The organism is Marinobacterium sedimentorum, assembly GCF_024267675.1.
Lineage (GTDB): Bacteria > Pseudomonadota > Gammaproteobacteria > Pseudomonadales > Balneatricaceae > Marinobacterium_A > Marinobacterium_A sedimentorum.
Genome location: NZ_JALDYX010000016.1, coordinates 17796 through 38367, shown reverse-complemented (window position 1 = coordinate 38367; position 20572 = coordinate 17796). Strand labels below are relative to the sequence as shown.

Annotated in this window: 15 protein-coding genes and 1 pseudogene; 4 read left to right on the top strand and 12 right to left on the bottom strand. The window is 56.5% G+C overall.

What is annotated here, in order from left to right; genetic code table 11:
* Nucleotides 1-68: 68 nt before the first annotated feature.
* The 3 genes from MRS74_RS14125 to MRS74_RS14115 all read right to left on the bottom strand — a co-directional run bounded on the left by MRS74_RS14125 (nt 69) and on the right by MRS74_RS14115 (nt 5265).
* Nucleotides 69-1403 (bottom strand): carbohydrate porin, encoded by a 1335-nt coding sequence (locus tag MRS74_RS14125; protein WP_254580922.1) that lies wholly within the window; start codon nt 1401-1403, stop codon nt 69-71.
* 121 nt (nt 1404-1524) lie between these two features.
* A complete protein-coding gene (locus MRS74_RS14120) occupies nt 1525-2901 on the bottom strand; it encodes an MFS transporter (RefSeq protein ID WP_254580921.1) in 1377 nt (458 codons plus the stop codon).
* A gap of 78 nt (nt 2902-2979) precedes the next feature.
* Nucleotides 2980-5265, bottom strand: a complete 2286-nt coding sequence (locus MRS74_RS14115; protein WP_254580920.1) for a beta-glucosidase — start codon at nt 5263-5265, stop codon at nt 2980-2982.
* Nucleotides 5266-5601: 336 nt separating this feature from the next.
* Here MRS74_RS14115 and MRS74_RS14110 point away from each other — a divergent pair, with 336 nt between their 5' ends.
* Complete coding sequence (locus tag MRS74_RS14110; protein ID WP_254580919.1) at nt 5602-6648, top strand: helix-turn-helix transcriptional regulator; 1047 nt, start codon at nt 5602-5604, stop codon at nt 6646-6648.
* A gap of 74 nt (nt 6649-6722) precedes the next feature.
* On the opposite strand, the gene MRS74_RS14105 is transcribed toward MRS74_RS14110, so the two are convergent.
* From MRS74_RS14105 to mdlC, 5 genes are all read right to left on the bottom strand, one after another.
* Nucleotides 6723-7856: an alpha-hydroxy-acid oxidizing protein gene (locus MRS74_RS14105; protein WP_254580918.1), complete on the bottom strand. Its 1134-nt coding sequence runs from the start codon at nt 7854-7856 to the stop codon at nt 6723-6725.
* Between the two features lie 22 nt (nt 7857-7878).
* A complete protein-coding gene (locus tag MRS74_RS14100) occupies nt 7879-8856 on the bottom strand; it encodes a ketopantoate reductase family protein (RefSeq protein WP_254580917.1) in 978 nt (325 codons plus the stop codon).
* 158 nt (nt 8857-9014) lie between these two features.
* A complete protein-coding gene (locus MRS74_RS14095; RefSeq protein WP_254580916.1) occupies nt 9015-10466 on the bottom strand; it encodes an aldehyde dehydrogenase in 1452 nt (483 codons plus the stop codon).
* Between the two features lie 35 nt (nt 10467-10501).
* Nucleotides 10502-11524 carry a TRAP transporter substrate-binding protein gene (locus tag MRS74_RS14090; protein ID WP_254580915.1) on the bottom strand — a complete coding sequence of 341 codons (1023 nt, stop codon included), beginning with the start codon at nt 11522-11524 and terminating at the stop codon, nt 10502-10504.
* A gap of 34 nt (nt 11525-11558) precedes the next feature.
* Nucleotides 11559-13148 carry a benzoylformate decarboxylase gene (gene mdlC, locus MRS74_RS14085; protein ID WP_254580914.1) on the bottom strand — a complete coding sequence of 530 codons (1590 nt, stop codon included), beginning with the start codon at nt 13146-13148 and terminating at the stop codon, nt 11559-11561.
* A gap of 106 nt (nt 13149-13254) precedes the next feature.
* Here mdlC and MRS74_RS14080 point away from each other — a divergent pair, with 106 nt between their 5' ends.
* Nucleotides 13255-14166 carry a LysR family transcriptional regulator gene (locus MRS74_RS14080; RefSeq protein WP_254580913.1) on the top strand — a complete coding sequence of 304 codons (912 nt, stop codon included), beginning with the start codon at nt 13255-13257 and terminating at the stop codon, nt 14164-14166.
* An 85-nt stretch (nt 14167-14251) separates the two neighbouring features.
* Here MRS74_RS14080 and MRS74_RS14075 read toward each other — a convergent pair.
* Nucleotides 14252-14677: pseudogene (locus MRS74_RS14075) on the bottom strand (cytochrome ubiquinol oxidase subunit I); the annotation flags it as partial.
* Between the two features lie 36 nt (nt 14678-14713).
* On the opposite strand from MRS74_RS14075, the gene MRS74_RS14070 reads away from it, so the two are divergent.
* On the top strand, nt 14714-15049 hold the full coding sequence (locus MRS74_RS14070; protein ID WP_254580912.1) for an aminotransferase-like domain-containing protein: 336 nt from the start codon (nt 14714-14716) through the stop codon (nt 15047-15049).
* A 211-nt stretch (nt 15050-15260) separates the two neighbouring features.
* Here MRS74_RS14070 and MRS74_RS14065 read toward each other — a convergent pair whose 3' ends face one another.
* The 3 genes from MRS74_RS14065 to ccoG all read right to left on the bottom strand — a co-directional run bounded on the left by MRS74_RS14065 (nt 15261) and on the right by ccoG (nt 19030).
* The gene (locus MRS74_RS14065; protein WP_254580911.1) at nt 15261-16124 is read right to left on the bottom strand and encodes a methylenetetrahydrofolate reductase; all 864 of its coding nucleotides are present in this window, start codon (nt 16122-16124) and stop codon (nt 15261-15263) included.
* 483 nt (nt 16125-16607) lie between these two features.
* On the bottom strand, nt 16608-17540 hold the full coding sequence (locus MRS74_RS14060; protein WP_254580910.1) for a DMT family transporter: 933 nt from the start codon (nt 17538-17540) through the stop codon (nt 16608-16610).
* Nucleotides 17541-17671: 131 nt separating this feature from the next.
* Nucleotides 17672-19030 carry a cytochrome c oxidase accessory protein CcoG gene (gene ccoG / locus MRS74_RS14055; RefSeq protein ID WP_254580909.1) on the bottom strand — a complete coding sequence of 453 codons (1359 nt, stop codon included), beginning with the start codon at nt 19028-19030 and terminating at the stop codon, nt 17672-17674.
* A gap of 97 nt (nt 19031-19127) precedes the next feature.
* On the opposite strand from ccoG, the gene MRS74_RS14050 reads away from it, so the two are divergent.
* Nucleotides 19128-20528: an aminotransferase-like domain-containing protein gene (locus MRS74_RS14050; protein ID WP_254580908.1), complete on the top strand. Its 1401-nt coding sequence runs from the start codon at nt 19128-19130 to the stop codon at nt 20526-20528.
* The last annotated feature ends 44 nt before the right edge of the window (nt 20529-20572 follow it).

The following is a 20572-nucleotide window of genomic DNA, read 5'->3' as shown; positions in this document are numbered from 1 at the left end:
ACCGGCAGAGGATCTCCCGGCCGGTCAATGTGCAGCATAAATGAAGGGGTATATCGGGTGTTACGCTGTTACCACCAGGCCTCTACCTGGGCGCCAAAGCTGAACTGGGAGCCTTCGGTGGAGTCGTTGAATGGAAGTTCGTCGTCCGCGTTGATATAAGTGGCGTAGAAGCGAATCTCCGGGCGCACCGTCAGCATGCTGGTTCCGGCCGATATCACCTGTGCAAGGGTGAATTTTTGACCGCTGACAGAGGCGCTGGTCCCATCCAGATAGTCGTTTTGACGATTGAACCAGGCGATTTCGAATGTGCTCCGGTTGTGCTCGTCCCAGAGGTAACCCGGGCGTACCGCAACGGAGAACAGCTTTTCGCTCTCTGCGCGCGTACTGGCATCACTGGATAGATTGTTGGCCTCCGCATAGGTGAGCGCATGGGCGACGATGGTATGATCGGTTGGGTAGAATTCGCCGCTATTGATAAAACGGAATCCCTTGGCATTGCTATAATCGGAGTTTGCAAGCAGGTCGATACCAAGGCCGGTCATATTGGGGGCAAGCCCTTTATCCGCATACTGGAAAACGGTTTCGTTAAAACCGTTTCTGAACGGAGTGGTATAGATTGACGTAAGCATGAGAGAATTATGTGCTGTATACGCCGCATCGCTGGATTCGTCCAATTCCTGGCTGCCGGTTTTATTCACGATGGCATAGTCACCGATCAAATCCAGAGAGCTCTTTGAAAATACCGGTAGTTTATATCGTGCGTCCAGAAAGTTGACGTTGATATTATCGCTTGTTGAGGTGCGAGGACTATTGAGCTCGGCGGTGTTCGAATCCACCCTGATCCAATTCATCGCCAAGGTTCCTGGCCCCATATTTAAGTGGTCGACACCTACTCCGGGTCCACCGATGGCGACATATTTGTAATCCATCATCTGCAGTTCTTTCTTGTCGTAGTTGCGCTTACCGACCCAAAGGTGCGCTTCCGGATGACCGGGAATAAATCCGATGACATCGGCGTAGAGATTGGTGATGGCGTTGGTATTTGGTGGCTGGTCGGTCGTGCGTGACGTACCTATGGGCTCAAAAGCGGTGTACAGCTGGGTGTTCCCCTCCAGACTTGCGACCACGTGGGCTCGCTTGTCGTCCTCCTCGAATACATCGTTTTCCCAGAACAGTGTATACCAACCGGTGGTTTCATTACCGTATCGGCCCAGGTCATTCACTCGGTATTCGATGGTTTCTCCGTTGTCGGCAGCGGTTATGCCGGCACGGAAATAGCCGTGAAAGTCGTAACTCCAGGCCGGGTTGGTATAGCAAGCCATAGCGATCGGCAGTAGTGCAAAACCGCCGCGGCGTGATATGGACGCGAGCAGCTCCCTTCTGTTATCAGAAATTCGGTTCATTTTATTACCTTAGTTAAATATGGCGGGTTATATTTTTTTTGTATAGAAATCGCGTTTTTATTTCGTTATTTATGGCTTTTATAGTTCGGCGGTCTTCGGTTTATAAATGCTTTTCGAGGAGTTAAAGGCTTATTTCACCAATAGTCAGGCCGTCATTTTTATCAAGATCTGCCAAGATCCTTGGCATGATTTTATCCATTTTGTAGAACATCATTAAGACAAATAGTCCGATGGAGATTACGCAGGGGATGCTTACAAAGATGCTTATGATGGCATTTATTGCATCGGGTGTTTGGGTTTCGCTGCCGCCCACATAGCCGCCCAGGCTTAATACCCAGCCGACAATGGCGGATCCCAGTCCGATACCAACCTTGGAGCCAAAACTGCCCGCGGAGTATGTCAGACCTTCAGTACGCAAACCTGTTTTCCACTCACCGTAGTCGATCGTATCGGCCAGCATGGCGAATGCCGAGCCGATGATCGGCGCCATACCGATACCCTTGATGATGGTTGCGATCACAGCAAGTTGAACGTTGTGAGGATCGGTCAGCAGCAGCAGATAACTACCGGCCATCACCAGCAGGCCGACGCGACAGCAGCTTACCTTGCCCCAGCGCTTGACGAAGTATGGCATGATGAACAGAGCGGGTAGTTGGGGAGCCACGGTACCCAGGATCAGCGTGCCGATCATGCTGCTGTCGCCGAGCACGTGGTTGGCATAGAAAACCGGTGTGCTGAAGCACAGTGCGACCAGGATGAAGAAGGATACGAAGAAGGCCAGCATCATGACCCAGTAGCGGTTTGAAAACAGGGCTTTAACGCCTGTCTTAATCGGAACCTCTCTCATGCGGGGATCTGTTTCTACGCGCTCTTTGGTCGACGCAAAGGTGATCAGGAACAGAACTGTACTCACGACACCCAGCAGGGTGAATGCAAGCTGCCAACCGGTGCGGCCGCCTCCGAAACTCTGAACAAGTGGCATGACGATCTGACCCACCAGAATGATGCCGACATTGGCCATGAAAATGCGAAAGATATTCAGCAGCGAACGCTGATAGGGGTCACGGGTGGTCAGCGCATTCAGAACGCCGTAGGGTATGTTGATTGCGGTATATACCAAGTTCAGCAGGTTATAGCTGATAAAAATATAGATAACCTGCAGGGTTTGATCCATTTGCGGAACACTGAAGGTTAAAATCGTCGCCAGTGCAAATGGAATGCTCATCCACAACAGCCAGGGTCTCGCTTTGCCGTGTCGACTACGTGTCTTGTCGACGACGACGCCCATCAGAACATCGCTGACACCGTCGAAAACACGGGAAACCAGCATAATGGTACCGACAATGGCGGCTGGTATGCCGATTACATCGGTGTAGTAAAAGGTGAGAAATATCCCCATCGACGTGAAAACCAGGTTACTGGCCATATCACCCAGGCCATACCCCAGTTTCTCCTTGAAGCGGATAACCTCTCGTTCGGCAGTTGTTAAACTACTCATATCTGTTTTCCCTTATTATGCTTTTTAAGAAGGCCTAGGCGACTGAATGGTTGCCTTTGCCGTGTCTGCATTACATCTTTAGCCCTGCTGTTGCTGCAGGAGGTGGTTAAGAGAGTCGATCAGGCATTGAAGCTCCTGTCTGTTCGGGGCCTTTTCGCTGTAGTCGCTCTGGGTTCTCAACGGCAGTTGCAAGGTGAGCTCCTCCATCCAGGGTTCACCATTTCTCAGCATCTTCAGCACATTGCCCTTTTCAGAAAGCGACTCCAGCCAGTCATTGAAAAAGGGAACCAGAGCGGGATGCTTGAGAATGTCGCCGATAGTGCTGTTGGCGTGAATCGGAGAGATTGGGCGTTGCTGCCCAACAATCTCTACAGGGGCCCGCGCTACGATATCGCGGGACGAACGCCCGATCAGGACTTCGAACCAGCCGCTTTCCAAATGCCAGTCGTGGACTTTTGGATCGTAGAAGGAGAAGGCGCGTCGATTCAGGCTGAAGCTCACCTGCTTGGATTCGCCGGGTTCCAGGGCGATCTTCTTAAACCCCTTGAGCTCGGAATCGGGGCGGATCAGACTGCTTTCCGTATCGCTGACATAAAGCTGCACTATCTCTTTTCCGGCGCGTTTGCCGGTGTTTTTGACGGTGACGGATATCTCGAGTTGATCGGAGTCCAGAATTTGTTCGTGACTTAGTTTCAGACTCGAGTATTCGAAACTGGTGTAACTTAGGCCGTGGCCAAATGAAAAAAGCGGCTCAATACCCTTCTTATCGTAGTAGCGATAACCCACGAATACGCCTTCGCGATATTCCACGCATTCAGATGTACCGGGAAAATTAAGGTGACAGGGCGTATGCTCCAGTCTCTCGGGGAAGGTTTCAGTCAGCTTTCCGGATGGGTTCACGTGACCGAACAGTATATCCGCCAGCGCTGCAGCCATCGCTTGCCCCCCGAGATAACTCTCGATGATCGCTTTCGGCGTGACCACCCAGGGCATCTCGATGGGCGAGCCGTTGCTCAAGACCACGATAATGTTGTCCTGTACCTGAGACACCGCTTCAATCAGTGCCACCTGGGTAGCAGGAATGCACAGATGGTTGCGGTCGACACCTTCCGTTTCATAGTCATCGGGCAGGCCCAGAAATAGAATGGCCGCGTCGCTTTTGCTGGCCAGTATGACCGCTTCGTCCAACAGGGAGAGATCGATTTGTTCACTATTCAGCCGGTAACCGGCTGAATAGTGGAATAGTGCCGACCCTCCTGCGCGCTGGAGCTCCTGGACTAGCGTGTCGATTTTGGTGGGGTTGACCCGCGAGCTGCCACTGCCCTGATAGCGCAGATTTTTCGCCAGTTCACCGATGATGGCGAAATTTCCCGATGATGGCAGCGGTAGCAGGTCGGTATCGTTTTTGAGCAGGACGATCGATTCAGAGGCGGCTTCTCGGGCCAGGAGATGGTGTTTGTCCATATCCAGGGCCGGTACCTGCGGTTGCTCGGTGGTCGCGCGCCGGATCAGTTTCAGCAGACGCGCAACGGCTCTGTCCAGAACGGCCGTTGAAAGCAAGCCGTTGTTGACCGCATCGATGATGCGCTGATCGCTGCGGCCGTCATTACCCGGCATATCCAGCTCAAGGCCGGCGTCGAGCGCGGCAGCCCGGTCGTTGACGGCGCCCCAGTCCGACACCACAATGCCGTCATACTGCCAGGTGTTCCTGAGAACATCGGTCAGCAGTTCAGCATTTTCGGACGCGAACGTGCCGTTCACCTTGTTGTAGGCGCACATGACCCCCCAGGGTTGCGCTTGGGTTATCGCTGTCTCGAAGCTCGCCAGGTAGATCTCATGGAGCGCTCTCTCATCCACGTTGACATCAACACTCATGCGCCGTGTTTCTTGATTGTTGGCGGCGAAGTGTTTGATAACGGTACCAACGCCCTGACTCTGTACGCCGTTGATGTACGCAGCCGCCAACGCGGAGGAAAGAAAAGGGTCTTCGGAGAAGTATTCGAAGTTGCGACCGCACAGGGGCGAACGCTTGATGTTGACGCCGGGGCCCAGCAGCAGTGCCACGTTCTGGGCGCGACACTCTCGGCCTAGCGCCACACCTACTCGGCGAATCAATTCTTCGTCCCAGGAGCAGGAAAGGGCTACCTCCGTTGGGAAGCAGGTAGCGGGGATACTGTTGTTAAGCCCCAGGTGATCCGAGCCGCCGGCTTGTATACGCAGCCCGTGGGGTCCATCTGCCAGCCTGATTGAAGGGATGTCCAGGCGCTTGATGGGCTTTGTGCGCCAGAAATCCAAGCCTGAGCAGAGGCTGGCTTTTTCTTCGAGCGTCATCGCTTCGATCAACCGTTGCGTTGCGTTATCCATTCGAACAGCGTCTCTCATGTTATATCCGAGTTTGAACTGCCGGGTGTGTGACAGTATTGCTACATGGATAAGGTACTGAGGACGGTGTTTTCGAACCTGACGTCGGAGCTCGAAAAATTAGCTTCAGGTCTCAAAAGCTATCGCCCGTTTAAACGAAAAAGATGGAGTTTGTTAAGTCGGAATCGATTGTTGGTTCAAAGGGAGATACAGGTCTGAACGATTGATGTGGCCTGAGCAGCTTGCTATCAGTTAACGATAGGGAACTCCGAAACGCCTAGATCGGTTGGAAACTGAGGGGGCAAAATCGGTAGTCAAGGTGTGGAGGATACTCGTTCTATGGCGGCATACATTCAGCGACATGTGTCCAGCGATGTGGCGCGCTGCATGATCGCGTTTGCCGAAGCTCAGGGCTTCAAAGCTGAAGAGTTGCTGACTATGCTGGGCCTGCCTTCTATAGAAGCGCTGCTGGCGCGTAATCGGTTGTCGGCCCATGAGCATGGTTTGCTGCTCGAAATGCATGCAGTCCCGGAGATACACCGGGCGATCTATCGGCAGGTGATAGAGAGGGGGCTGGAGTTCCTGTTCGATCCCTTCACCAGCTATGTCTCTCTGTGCCTCGCGAGCCCTACGATGGCACTGGCTGTCGATAATTTTCTCCGTTTTCGCCCTCTGGTCGGCTCCTGCGATGTCGTGAATGCGAAGCGGGTGGATAACCGGCTCGTGGTTGAATATCGAGGGGATTGTCATCGGCGGCCGGAGTCAGACCAGGCATTTATCTACTTCCGTATGCTGGAGGACCTGATCAGGAGCTACGATGTGCAACACGAGGCCTGTGTCAGAATGAATCTGATCGCTCAGGCGACCCTCAGGAAAGATGAATACACCGACAAAGACGGATTGCTTCCGACGTTCGGCCAGGCGAATAATTTGCTGATAATCGATGCACCGATGCTGGATGCACCGGTTTCAGCCAGAAATGATCTCCTATACCGTCTACTTAAGCAGCAGGCGATAAAGGAGTACAACGGTGTATTTTGTCCTTCGCACTTCAGTGATCAGGTAGAGCATCTTATCCGTGCTTTCCTGTTCAGTGACGATGGGACTGCAGCCGCGCCGAAACGGATGGTGGAACTCGTTGCCGATAAGCTCCACATCTCCCGCGCCACCCTTCATCGCCGTCTTGCTGCGGAGAAGACAACCTATACGGATCTGTTGGCCGGTGTGCGCAGAGCGGAAGCGGCAAGGCTGCTGACGGAAACATCCATGTCAGTTCTGGACATCGGCGAGATACTGGGTTTTTCTGACGCCAGTTCGTTCAATCGCTTTTTCCGGGAGCAGTTCAATCAGACGCCGTTGAAATATCGTAAAAGTATATCGGGCTGATGCTGTGCATCAGCCCGATATACTTCAGGCGTGGATATGGGTAAAAAAGTGCAGGGATCTGCATCCGCGCGCGATCAGAACGGGGATTGCACAAATGAGCGGTTGAGTTCGGTGATCGAGCGACTGCCCAGATTGGCCAGGGTACGGTCGATCTCACTGGTGATCAACTCCAGTGCGTGTTCAACACCGGCTTCACCCCGTGCGGCCAGGGCATAGAGTAGGGCGCGACCCAGTAACACGCCCTGTGCTCCCATCGCGATCGCTTTGACAACATCGCTGCCACGGCGGAAGCCGCTGTCGATTAGCACCGGCTTGTCGATCATCCGAACCGTATCTTCCAAACACTCGATCGGGGCCAGGCAGGTGTCCAGCTGTCGGCCACCGTGGTTGGACAGTATAACGCCGTCAGCACCGAGCTCGACGCAGCGCTGCGCGTCGGCCGGATCGATAATCCCCTTGACAATAAGGGTGTGGGGCCAGAGCTCACGTAGCCATTTGAGTGCGTCCCAGTCGAAGCTGGCATCCATCTGGCGCGAGAGCAGGGCGGCCTGCACCTCCGTATCCTGGGCGTCTGCACTCTTGAAATTGGCCAGTTGCGGTACACCGTGACGCAGCAGATCGATCGACCAGCGTGGGTGTAGGCAGCCGTCAAGCATGACGCGTGGGGTGTAACGGACAGGCAAGCCGAAGTCGTTACGCAGATCCCGCTCTCTTAGGCCGTTGATCGCTACATCGGTGGTCAGAATCAGTGTTGTGTAGCCCGCGTGCCGCGCCCGCTCGACCAGTTGCTGTGCCAGCTTTCGGTGTACCACATAGAGCTGGAACCACTTCTCTCCATCGCAGCACTGGGCCACCTCCTCGATAGAGGCGTTAGAGGCGGTAGAGAGGATGAAGGGAATTTTGAACTTTGCCGCTGCACGTGCCAGAGCCAGGTCGCCGTTCGGCCAGAAGATACCGTTCAGTCCTGTTGGTGCGACCGCCAGCGGAGCCGGCAAGCGGTGTCCAAAAAGTGTGGTTTCCAGACTGCGGCTACTGACATCGACTAACCGCTTGGGCTTGAAGCGGATGCTGTCCAGCGCATCCCGGTTATGTTTCAGGCTGTGCTCATCGTCGGCGCCACCATCGAGGTAATCGAACACCATGCGGGGGAGGCGTTTGCGGGCCAGCTCTCGGTAATCCTCAATCTTGATCGGTTTTTGCTTGCTCATTTAATTACCTGGGACCTAATGACTAAAGTGTTACCAGGGTCTGCTTAAGTTTCACCAACTGAAACAGAGTCCGGTTGCTCGGGGCGTCGAGTCCAGCCTGGGCCGCGGCCTCGACGATGGCGCCATTGATTGAATCGATCTCAGTCGTGCGGCCATGCTCAATGTCTTGCAGCATTGAGGGTTTATGGTTCGGATGCTCACGCATCGCCATTTCCACGTTTCGCCAGATGTGCGGCTCATCGAGTACCGCGCCATGGGCGGTGCCTACTTGAACGGTTTCATGGACAACAGCCCGTGCCAGGGAGACCGCCTCTTCGACCTCACCGATGCGACCAGGTGTTGCACCGGTCACGGCGCAGATCGCGTTGAGCGCCGCGTTGAACGCAACTTTGGACCAGATCACTGAGTGAATATCCGGGTCTAGTTCAGTACTCAATCCGGCGTTATTGAACAAGCTGGCGAGGGCCTCCGTCCACTCCGGACCAGCAGTGTTTACATCCATCATGCGTGAGCTGGAGGGACCATGAGAGACCACGTGTCCCGGGCCTTGAAGGTCCGCTGGAACCAGGGTCGTCCCGACCGCAATACGGCTGCGGTCGTGATATTTCTGAATACGCTCGGCGTTACCCAGGCCGTTTTGCAGTGAAAGAATAACGGTAGAGGGGGTCAGCAGATGGGTGATAGAGGCCATGGCAGCCTCGGTGTGCAGTGTTTTCGTAAACAGTATGACAATGTCGGCGGGCTCGCTCATATCCTTTGCCAAGGACGCGGTCGCTGGAAACTCATCGCGCCCGTCATCGGTTTCCAAAATCAAACCGCGCTGATTGATTATTTCGATCTGCGTCGGGTTGACATCGATCAGCGAGACCCGTTGCCCCGCCTTCATCAGTATCCCGCCAAAGTAGCAGCCCATGGCGCCTGCACCGACGACAACAATGTGAGGCGAGTCACTGCACGCGGTTGTGGCGCTCTGGTATTGATTCGATGAGTGTTGTGACATTTGAATTTCCAAGTGGGGAACAGTGAGCCTAAGCGACTGAGTGCTCGTGATAGCGTACCTGTTGGCTCGGTTGCCCGGTGATATACGGACAAAAAGACAAAAACGTCGGCAACAGCCTAAGGCCCGCCGACGTTTTATAGGCGATAGTCGCCGCCGATTTAAATCGGGTAGTGTCGCGGCCCCATCTGGATGCTCATCCAGCGCAGATCGGTAAACTCATCGATGCCCGCCTTGCCGCCGAAGCGACCATACCCACTCGCCTTGACGCCGCCGAACGGCATCTGCGGTTCGTCATGCACTGTAGGTGCGTTGATATGACAGATGCCCGATTCGATCTGCTTGGCGACGTTCATGGCGCGCGCGATATCGCGACTGAAGACTGCCGCCGAGAGACCATATTCGGTATCGTTTGCCAGCCGGATCGCATCCTCCTCATCCCGGGCGCGGATCATCGCAACCATGGGCCCGAAAGACTCTTCGTGGTATAAGCGCATCTCTGGAGTCACGTTATCCACCAGGGTGGCTTGCATGACCACACCCTCGGCAGCATCGCCGGAGAGCTGGGTAGCGCCTTTGCTCAGTGCATCCTCCAGCAGCTGGTTGAGTTTGCTGCCGGCCTGCTCGTTGATCAGTGTACCCAGCGCGTTGCCCTCGGCCAGCGGATCGCCCGCTTTCAGACTCTTGGCTTTTGTCGCCAGCTTGTCCGCGAAGGCATCGGCCACGGCATCGACCACGATCAGACGCTCGGTGGACATGCAGATCTGGCCCTGATTGAAGAAAGCGCCAAAGGCGGCAGCTTCGACGGCGGCATCCAGGTCGGCATCCTCAAGTACGACTAAGGGTGCCTTGCCGCCCAGTTCCAGCAGTACGGGCTTCAGCTGCTGGGCTGCCTTCTCGGCGATGATGCGGCCGATACCGGTGGAGCCGGTAAAGTTGATGCGGCGCACCGCCTCATGCTCGATCAGCGCACCGACCACATCGGCCGCCTGCTCCGGCGCGTTGGTGATGACGTTAACGATACCATCGCCAAGGCCCGCTTCGATCAGCACCTGTCCGATCAGGTGGTGGGTGGCGGGGCACTGCTCAGATGCTTTCAGTATCACGGTATTGCCGCAGGCGAGCGGTGTGGCGATAGCACGTGTGCCGAGGATAACCGGCGCGTTCCAAGGCGCGATGCCAACTACGACTCCGCAAGGTACACGAACTCCCATTGCCAAGTTGTTGGGCACGTTGGACGGGATCACCTCTCCACCGATCTGGGTCGTCAGGGACGCCGCTTCACGCAGAATGCCGGCCGCGACCATGACGTTGAATCCGGCCCAGGCGGGGGTGGCGCCGGTTTCGGCGACCATCCGGTTGATAAACTCGCCCTGATATGACTCCATCAGGTCGGCGGCCTTGAGCAGCTTGGCACGACGCTCTCCGACACTGCTGTTGGCCCAGGTTTTGAACGCCTGGGCTGCAGCGGCCGCAGCCGAGTTGGCGTCGGTCACGTCGGCAGCCGCGGCTGTAGTAACCGCTGCTTTGCTGAGGGGGTTATAGCGCTGGAAGGTTGCGTTGCCGGCTGCCGGGCGCACCTCGCCTGCGACCAGAAGATTCAATTCGTTCATTATTATTACCTTATATACTCTGTTATTGGCACTGCTCAGGAGAGCGCGCACTCTGACCGCAGATCGAGTGCGCGCTGGTAGATTTCACGTGCTTGCGGTTTGCCCCGATCTTCTACACGCTTCAGGAAGTGCTCCGTGCCCTTCTTTAGAGGAGCGCTCCACTTGTCATCGTTCAGTGGGTCTTCAACGGAGTGAACCACATGTCCCAAGCTTTCCGCCTCTTCCAGCCCAGCTTTGTCCAGCTTGGCGAAGACATCGGCGGCTTTCATCGCCCATTGCATACCGCTGTTCTGGTCAATAGCTTCTTTCTGCTTGGGCGACAGACGGTCATAGGCCTGTTTGTTCATTGACAGCACGAAGATACTGCTGGTGTAGGGGATTCTCAGGTGGTAACGGGTCAGTTCGTTGATGCGGAAACCCTTCATTGCTTCGAACGGGAAGCTCAGACCATCCACGACGCCACGTTCCAACGCCGGGTAGATCTCCGGTGCGGGAATGCCGACAGGAGATGCACCCATTTGGGTCAGCAGCTCGCCTGCAACCTCGTTCGGTCGGCGCATTCTCAAACCGGCGAGATCCGACGGTATCTGAATCTCTCGCTCACGGGTGTGCAGGTAGGCGGGGCCGGTGGAGAACAGGAACAGGGTTTTTGTATCCTGATACTCTGAGCTGATCTTACCCTCGTCATACAGCTTCTGGATGATGCAGGAGCCCTGCTCGGCAGATGAGGTCAGGCCCGGCAGCTGGGCTATCTCGGATAGCGGAAAACGGCCAGCGCTATAGCCCTGAATGACTGCGCTGATATCGGCAATACCTGAGACGGCACCCTCATAGGCTTTAGCCGCTTTAACCAGCGTTTGTGAGGGGTAGACGTTAACCTTCAGCTCACCGTCGGATGCCTCTTCGACGCTCTTGGCCCAGGCCTCGAACAGGTCGGTCTGGTACGCCGAGCCCGACGGCCAGAAGTGGGCAAGACGCAGGGTTGTTGCGGCTGATGCATGAGCGGCGGAAAACGCTAGCGTTGCGCTAAGTAGGCAGGTGGAAAGTGCTTTTTTCATTATTATCTCCAGTTCATTCTGATTCGGCGGTCCTTCAAGGCTCGATTGTTGTTGTGAGTACTTCGATAAGCACCGGCCGTTTCGCGGCCAGAGCGTTGTTGAACGCGGTTCTGAACTCATCGCGCGTTTTGGCTTCGACGGCCTCGACGCCGTATCCCTGTGCGATGGCGCAGAAATCGAGACCGGGCACATCCAGTCCCGGTGAGTCTTCTGCGTCAAGCAGGCGGGAGAACCAGCGCAGAGCACCATAGGTACCGTTCTTCAGGATGATGAAGATCACCGGAATCTGATACTGCGCGGCGGTCCACAGCGCCGAAATGGAGTAGTTGGCAGATCCGTCGCCGATGATGCCGATCACCTGGCGATTGGGTTTTGCGAGCTGGGCACCTACGGCTGCCGGAAGCCCAAAACCGAGTCCACCTGCGGCGGGGAAGTAATAGCTACCCTGATGACGCATCTCGACCCGCTGCCAGAAGGCGGTGACGGTCGAAGTGGATTCCTTAACAAAGATCGCATCTTCCGGCGCTAACGCATTCAGTTCATCGAAGATCACCTCTGGAGCCAGTGGGCCATCTTGCGAATCAGGATGCGGGGCAGGGAGGGGGAGTGGTTCGGGCATCGCGCGATCGACCTGCTGGATCTTCTGCACGAGCAGATTGAGCATCTCGCTGATATCGCCGATCAGTGCGTCACCCATGGGCGCGCGAGAAGCTTCCTGAAGGTCGCAAGTGAGGTGAATGAGCTTGGCGCCTTTAGGTAGGTAGCTCCCCGGGGCATGCTGGTGATAGCGAAATACCGGCGCTCCGATCACGACGATCAGGTCGTGCCCTTCGAGTCTTGACGCTATCCCTGCAACAGCCGCTGGCAGAACTCCACGGAAGCAGCTGTGTCGTGTCGGGAAGGGACAGCGCGGGGCTGATGGTGCTACCCATACCGGAGCAGCCAGTTTCTCCGCCAGCTCGACAGCCATCGCGTTGGCCTGGTAAGCATCGACGTCTGGACCAAGCACTAGTACCGGGTTGCTTGCGTTGTTGAGCCGGTCCGTCAGGTTGGTAAGCTGGGCTGTGGATGGAAGCCCGGCTGTGGCTACCTCGCGGTCTGCCAGTAGCAGCGCATCATCGGCGATTTCCTGCGCCCAATCGTCATGGGGAATTGAGACATAAACCGGTCCGGGCGCAGGCTGGGTAGCCATATGAATGGCCTGACTCAGGGCGCGTGGAACATCGCCGGACCAAGTGGGCTCATAGCTCCATTTCACCAATGGACGGGGCAGTTGAGTGGCGTCGACATTGGATAGCATTGCTTCTACGCCAACCAGTGCGCGTGCCTGCTGACCGGCGGTGATAACCAGCGGCGAGTGCGAGTACCAGGAATTGGTCAAAGCGCCCATCGCATTGCCGGTACCGGCAGCGGCATGGAGGTTAACGAACGCAGGCTTAGAGCTGGCCAGGGCATAGCCGTCGGCGATACCCATGACAACCCCTTCATGCAAGCCCAGAATATACTGAAAATCTTCCGGAAAACCTTTCAGAAACGGCAGTTCGTTGGAGCCCGGATTGCCGAAAACCTTGGTGATCCCCTGTTTGCGCAGTAGCTCATAGGTCGCTGAATGTACGGTCGCCATTGATGATGTCTCTGAAAAATTGATTAATGCTTGAACACACCTTATTGCGTCTGTTTAAATTGATCAAATTGATAGTTTCTCTAATAAAAATAGATGGTGTCTATTATTGTCCGGTATTGATCTCAACCTGGTCCGCACATTCGTCGTTTTGTACGAAGCACGTAGCGTGACCCTCGCCGCCGAGCAGCTATTCGTGACTCAACCTTCGGTGAGCTACGCCCTGTCCCGGTTGCGGGAACTGTTTAATGACCGCCTGTTTGTGAGGACCAAAGAGGGGATGGAGCCCACAGCCGCAGCCACCCAGCTATATCAGGTACTGCGGCAGTCTCTGACACAGATAGAGCACACAGTAGAGAGCGCGAGGAGCTTTGAACCGGCACGTTCCGAGAAGCGCTTTACCCTGGCGATGACGGACCTTGGTGAGATGGCCCTTCTGCCACACATCTTCAGACTATTGCAGCATGAGGCGCCCTGCACCGAACTGGAAGTAGTGCCGCTTGAGATCGATAAAGTCGGCGAGTGGATGTCGACGGGTAAAGTCGATGCGGTGATCTGCAGTCGACCGATTCCCGGGCGTGATATTCGCCGTCAAGTGATCCTGAGGGAACGTTATGTCTGCATCATGAATGCGAAAAGTGCTCCGGCATCGCTGACGATGGAGGAGTTCTTGAGTCGTAAACATCTGGTGGTCAGTCGCTCGCTTGGCCACGGCTTGGCGGAGGAGGTGCTGAGCGACCTTGGAGTACAGCGCAAGGTGAGTTTGGTGCTACCGCACTTCTCGATACTGCCAGCGGTGCTGGGTGAAACAGATCTGCTCGCGATTGTACCGTTCAAAATCGCACAGCTTTTTTCCGCTGCCAGCGCGCTGGAGATATTTCCTTTGCCATTCGTCGTGCCGACCATCGATGTAGCGCTCTATTGGTCCGCACGTAGCGAGCGATCACCGGCGTTAGGCTGGATGCGCCAGCTGATTGCAGAGGCATTGGGTGTTGAAGCAGAGTGTCAGGGTGCGTGCTGAAAAATGTCGCCGTGACAGACTTGCTCGACCTTCAAAACAGATCCAAGGGCAGCTTCAGGAAATGGGCACCGTTCAACTCTGGCGCTGGCAATGCGTAAGGCGCAAATTCGGAAAGACCCTTCAAGGTGCCATCCCAACTGCTGTTCAGGATGAGACTGGCGAGGCGCGGAATGCCGATGGCAAAATGGGTCGTTTCTGTTTCGTTGTAGGGCCAGCCAAAAAGCAGTAGCGGCACGCCTTCACCTTTGACCTCATTGCGCCAATGACCTTCCATCGCTGCAACCTTTGCGAGTTGATGCTCAAGTGTATTCAAACCATGAAGGTCACCGGACAACCACATGTGAACCCGCCGGTAGGGGAAAGACGGATTGAAGATGATCGCCAACCAGCCGGTTGGTACGACGCGGCCGTCGATAATGGTGTAGCCGGCGGGTGTGTGCATCCAGGAGTTGGAGGCCAGAATCCAGGTGGCTGAAATCAGCGTGCCGATCGCGACCATCAGAGGCGCGAAGTAACCCGGTGGATCAACGATGGTACCGCCGAGGCAGTGATCAAGGCGATCCGCGCAGAAGCCATTGCCCGACTCAAGCTGGCGGAGCAATACCTCGGCCGCCATCGCATCGCTTCGGCCAGCGGCGCCTTTCACCTCTGGCTGAAACTGCCCAGGGCCTCCAACTGGAACCCGTCGGAACTGGCGGTACAGCTGCGCTCCCATGGTGTCAGTGCCGTCGCCAGCGCCGCCTTCAGTACTGACAATCATCCGCCCGATGCCATCCGTCTCTGCTTTGGAGGCCCGATCAGTCGCGACAGCTGGGAGGAAGGACTGCAGCAGGTCGCCGACCTGATAGACCAGCCGGCCTACCTGTCCTCGCTGACGACATAACGTCGAACATAAGCACTGGGTGTACAAAACACCCGGTGATGCGCGCTCAGCCGAGGGGGTAGCAGGGTACGCGCCCTCTTCAGTTGCTCGGCCCTGGGTGAGAGCACCGAGCTGAAAGAACATCATGCGGTTGATCTCGTGAAGCCTACACGGCGATCTGGTTCTATGGCCACAGAGGTCTGGCGTTGCATGTGATTAACAACCTGAAAATCTATACCTGCTTGTTCATCCAGCGGACGCCTTCCAGCATTCCACCGAATGGATAGAGGTGGTAACGGATATCGCCAAGGTTTTGCCGCGCCGCGCCGGTCACAAGATCTTTCCAATAGCGATCAGAGACGGAGTGGCGCAAAAGGTTGGTCAATGAGAAACCATATCGCCGGGCGATTGCCGTTGATGTTACGACGCCAAACTGCTTCGCGTATCGAAGGAGCTTCCCGACATCTGCCGGTCCTGGTACGCCGATACGAACGGGCGCGTCAATGCCTTCATCGCGTAGCCGTTGAGTCCAGTGAAGGACGGCATCGGTATCGAAACCAAACTGGGTGGTTATCTCCACCGTGCAGCCGCTGTCCCGAAGAAAGCGATGTTTCCATTTAAGAGATCGCCAGAGGGTATCCGTATCGATCTTAGGGTGCCCTTCGGGATAGCCGACGATTCCGACATGACGAATGGCGTGACGTTGTACAACCCCGCTTGCAAGGAGCGCCAGCGAATCCCTGTACGGGCCTGCAGGCGTGGAAGGATCGCCCCCTACAAAAATGAAGCGTGAAGGACTGGCGGCCTCGTTGAGCAGGTTGAGCAGGCTGTCGAGATCCCGTTCGGAGCGAAGGCGACGAGACGAGATAATCGGCACAGGCTCGAATCCGTATTTCCGTATGACCCGGGCGGCATTAACGCGCTGATCGTGGGTTTCATTTCCCAAGAACGCGATGTTGATCGACGTGCCCGGCGGAATCTCCGATGCGGACACCTCGACCTGACGGATGTCCTTACCCGTCACTTCAAGCGCATACGCCGTTGCTCTCCGTTGGTTTCGGGAATGCGCCTCGCTCCCGGTATTGACAGTATGCATTGGTCGACTTCCCAGAAAATAATTCATAAGCGATTGAATATTTGATCGAAATCACTTGGATCGCCCCTGGCGTTTCAGGCTGGCCAACCCGTTAGTGCGTCTTCGTCGATATCCCATCGGCAGCCAGTTACTCCGGGCCAAAAAGACGGTTATCTACCTGCCCGATCTGCTGAACGCAAATCAAGCGGGCAGGAGCGGAGTTCTCGTTGATGGCGAGATGATGTCAAAGAGTAAACACTGGGTGTACGCCACAACCGGTAATGCGCGCTATGTCGGCGGGTATCAGCAGGGCGCAGAACTGCGTCAGGGTACTATCCACTGAGGTCTCCTGGCCCAGGAGGCGAACATTGCGCCGAAGCAATATCAAGCTGTTCTTGTCCATGACAGTTGCTGGTCTGTCAATCTGACTAGAATGGGCTCGATTCCGGTGCAGACACAAACAAAGTGTGTGATCTGTATCGAGAGTGAAAGGCTTTTTTTGGATCAATGCTCACGTGACAGCGCGACAGAGAACTTGTTCTTCAGCTTCCCTTGCCCTCCCAAAAGGATGAAAACGCCAGATACAACAATCAGACCGCACCCCATAAACATTGTAAAACTCAACTGTTCGCCGAACAGGAAAACGCCGAAGAAAAGGCCGAATAGCAGCCGCGTGTACCTGAAGGGTGTCACGGCTGAAACCTCTCCGGTGCGCATCGCCTTCATCAGGGCTGAATACGCTGCGACACCCGACAGGATAGCACCCAATAGGTACAGCGAGGTTTCGAGGTCGGGCCGCACGAAAACCTCTGACTCCCAGAGCAAAAACGTGGCGCCGGCAGCTATAACAGCCAGAAAACCGTACAGCCCCAATACCGAGGTGCCAAGCGAGGCAGGGGCAGCGCGACTGGCAAGATCCCGGCCGGCAAAACCGAGCATTCCAACGACTGCCAGAATCGACAGCGTCGAAAAGCTTTCCGTTCCCGGGCGAATAATGGCAATTACGCCTGCCAGTCCGACGACAATCGCGGCCCATCGCCGCCATCCCACTTTTTCGCCAAACAACATGGCCGCGCCGGCCACAACCACTATCGGCGTTGCCTGCAGGATCACCGTTGCAACGGACAGCGGGCTTAACGTGATGGCGAGCACGTAAAACAGGCGGCCAAGAACCTCGAAGCCTGCACGGACGAGCATCGGACGGGAAATGACGTCTGCCGAGAGCAGCCTTTCCCGTTTGAGCATGGCCAGGCAAGCGAATACCAGGGCGCCACCCGAGCCGAAGAAGATGAGAATCTGACCGACAGGCAGCTTTTCGAATGCGGCCTTGACGAACACATCCTCTATGGCGAAAGCCGCCATCGAAAACACCATCCAGAAGCAACCCATCCTGTTGGCACGATGGTCGATTGCGATAGCTTCGGTTATTGCCACCATCAACCTCGCTTCCGCCGGTATTCAGCCGGGCTGCCGGCACCGTCATGCACGATAGGGGCGGAACCTGTGAAGCCGAACTGGATGCGAACCAAAAGCAATGTTGTTTCGTGCATCAGAAAAGTCCCGCTTGTCTATTTGCGTTGGGTCAGGAAGGTTGTTTCCTTGGAAGCTAGGGCTTGCTGACCTTGGAAGTTGAACGTCAAGGTGGAGCGCGGTTGTTCGATATCGATTCCGCACACCCGGTATGGCAGCCAGGTGGAATTACTTTCGTTCAGGTCGATGGTCTCGGCACCGAATAATTCGAACTGCTCCGGGCCTTGAACCGAGACATTGATCGGTGACAGCACCTTGGCAAAGCTTTCAACCTTGACGCGATAGTTATTGCACACGGTATGTTCATCCAATTGGGTGAAGAGGGCGCCACGATCCCTGCGGATTTCGACCAGTAGATCGGTGGTACCGGCAAAGCCCCAGAGCACCCCACCCATGGCCGCGATTATCACAGCGCCGTAGCCGGCCAGCCTGGGACGCAGGAGACGAGCTTTTTCGCCGGCGAATTCTGCTTCGGAGGCGAAGCGAATCAGGCCGGTCGGTCGCTGGATTTTCTCCATCACGTTGTCGCAGGCATCGATGCAGGCCCCGCAGTCGATGCAGGCAGCCTGCAGCCCGTCGCGGATATCGATCCCGGTCGGGCAGACTTGGACGCAGATGCCGCAGTCGACGCAGTCGCCGCTGTCGGCACCGGCGTTGCGGCGATTCGCGCGCGGTTCGCCGCGACCAAGGTCATAACTGACGGAGCGGGTTTCGCGGTCGAACATCACGCCCTGGAAGCGCGAGTAGGGGCAGGCGTGCAGGCAGATCTTCTCGCGAACCAGGCCCGCGTTGGCATAGGTCAGTGCGGCCATAATCACAATCCAGCCCCAGAGAGCGGGTGACATTTCAAGATTCACGCTATCGGCGACGATCTCGCGGATCGGTACGAAATAGCCGGTGAAGGTGGTGGCGGTGGCGGTCGCCAGCAACATCCAGAGCCCGTGCTTGACGACACGGCGTAGCAGCAATGCCGCGGTGAGTGGCTGATGCTCCTGGCGCGCGCGCTGACTGGCGCGACCTTCGGTGAACTGCTCGATGCGGATGAAGAGCCAGGTCCAGATGCTCTGTGGGCAGGCGAAACCACACCAGATGCGTCCCCAGGCGACGGCGAGAAAGAACAGCAGGCTGGCGCCAGCGATCATTAGTCCCGCCAAGAGCGGCAAGTCATGCCAGGATAGGGCGCTGCCGAACAGGTTGATCCGCCGCTGCTCGAACGAGAACAGCAGCCAGGGCTGGCCGTCGACCCGGACCCAGACCAGACCGAAAAACAACGCAAGCAGCGGCCAGCTGGTCAGTCGGCGCCAGTTCTGGAAACGCCCTTCGATGAGGCGTATATGAAACTTCCCGTCCCGCGCAAGCGGGGGCGTATAGTCCTGCACAACATCAATTTTTTCCATAGTCGCTGTCCGCAAGTGTAACTTTGTGTGCAGCTTAACTTGGTGATTTGAATAGGATCAGGTATAAAAAAAATAAATTCGATAGGGACAGAATCGAGTGGATTACCGATATCAACAACTGGAAAACTGGCTGTTGCAGAGCATACGGGAACAGCGCTGGCGGCTTGGCGAACGGCTGCCGTCGATCCGCACGCTGTGCGAACAACAAGGCGTATCGAAGGCGACTGTGCAGCATGCGTTGCAACGGCTCGAGGCGCAGGGGCTGGTCGAGGCTCGGCCCAAGGCCGGTTATTTCGTCAGGCTTCAACCAAAGACGATCCGGGCGCCGCGCAGCCGGGTTCAAGTAGAAGCGCCCCGTCCGGTGACGGTCAGCGAGCTGTTTCTCGATGTCATGCGCCGCAGTGCGGCGTTCGACCTGCTGCCGGATCTGCATGCGGGCGAGGTGCCGTCGGGCATCGTGGCGCTTAATCGCGCGCTGGGTCGCGCGCTGCGCCGCCAGAAAGGCGACGATCATCAGTACTACGATGAACCGGCGGGCGACCCCGGGCTGCGTGAACAGCTGTCGCTGCATGCGGCGCGACGCGGCTGGACGGTGCTGCCGGAGCAGCTCTGCATCACGTCGGGTTGCCAGCATGCGCTGTTCCTGGCGCTGATGGCCTGCTGCCGGCGCGGGGACATCGTGGCGGTCGAGTCGCCGGGCTTTTATGGTGTGCTGCAGCTACTGGAACAGCTGGAGCTGCAGGTGGTCGAGGTACCGAGTTCCAGCGAGCAGGGAATGGACATCGAGGCGTTGGAAGCCGCGCTGGAGCGCTGGGATATCAAGGCTTGCGTTGTCTCACCGGCCTTTGCCACGCCGGGTGGCGCGTTGATGCCAAAAGAGGCGCGAAAGCGTCTGCTGGCGCTGGCAGACGCCAATGACCTGGCGATCATCGAGGATGATATCTATGCCGACACCGCCTTTGGCCAGGTACCCGACCCGCTAAAGGCGCTGGACAGTTCCGATCGGGTCATTCTGTGCAGCTCCTTTTCTAAAAGTCTGTCCCGCGACCTGCGCCTTGGCTGGATATCCGGCGCGCGCTGGCACCAAAAAATCCTGCACCTGAAACTGGTGACGCAGCTGGCCAGCAGTCGCTACCAGCAGCAGGGGGTTGCTGAATTCATGCGTGACGGCAGCTACGCGACCCATCTGCGCCGCCAGCGCAACGAGCTTCGCACCCAGCGGGATCGCCTGATCGCCTCCTTGCATGCATGGCCCGGGGAGATTCGGGTCAGTACACCGCTCGGTGGTCTGGCCATCTGGCTGGAATTGCCCGAGTCGATCGATACCCTCGCGGCTTACCCGGCGGCACTGCAGCAAGGCGTCGTGATAACGCCCGGCCCGCTATTTTCGGTATCCGGACAATTCCGCAATTGTCTGCGCATCAGCTACGCCCATCCCTGGGATGGGCGCAGGATCGAAGCGCTAAGCCGCCTGCCGGAGCTGCTGCTGCGTCGCTGACCATCAATCTGTACTGATCGGAATTAAATTTTTTGAGCCTGCAC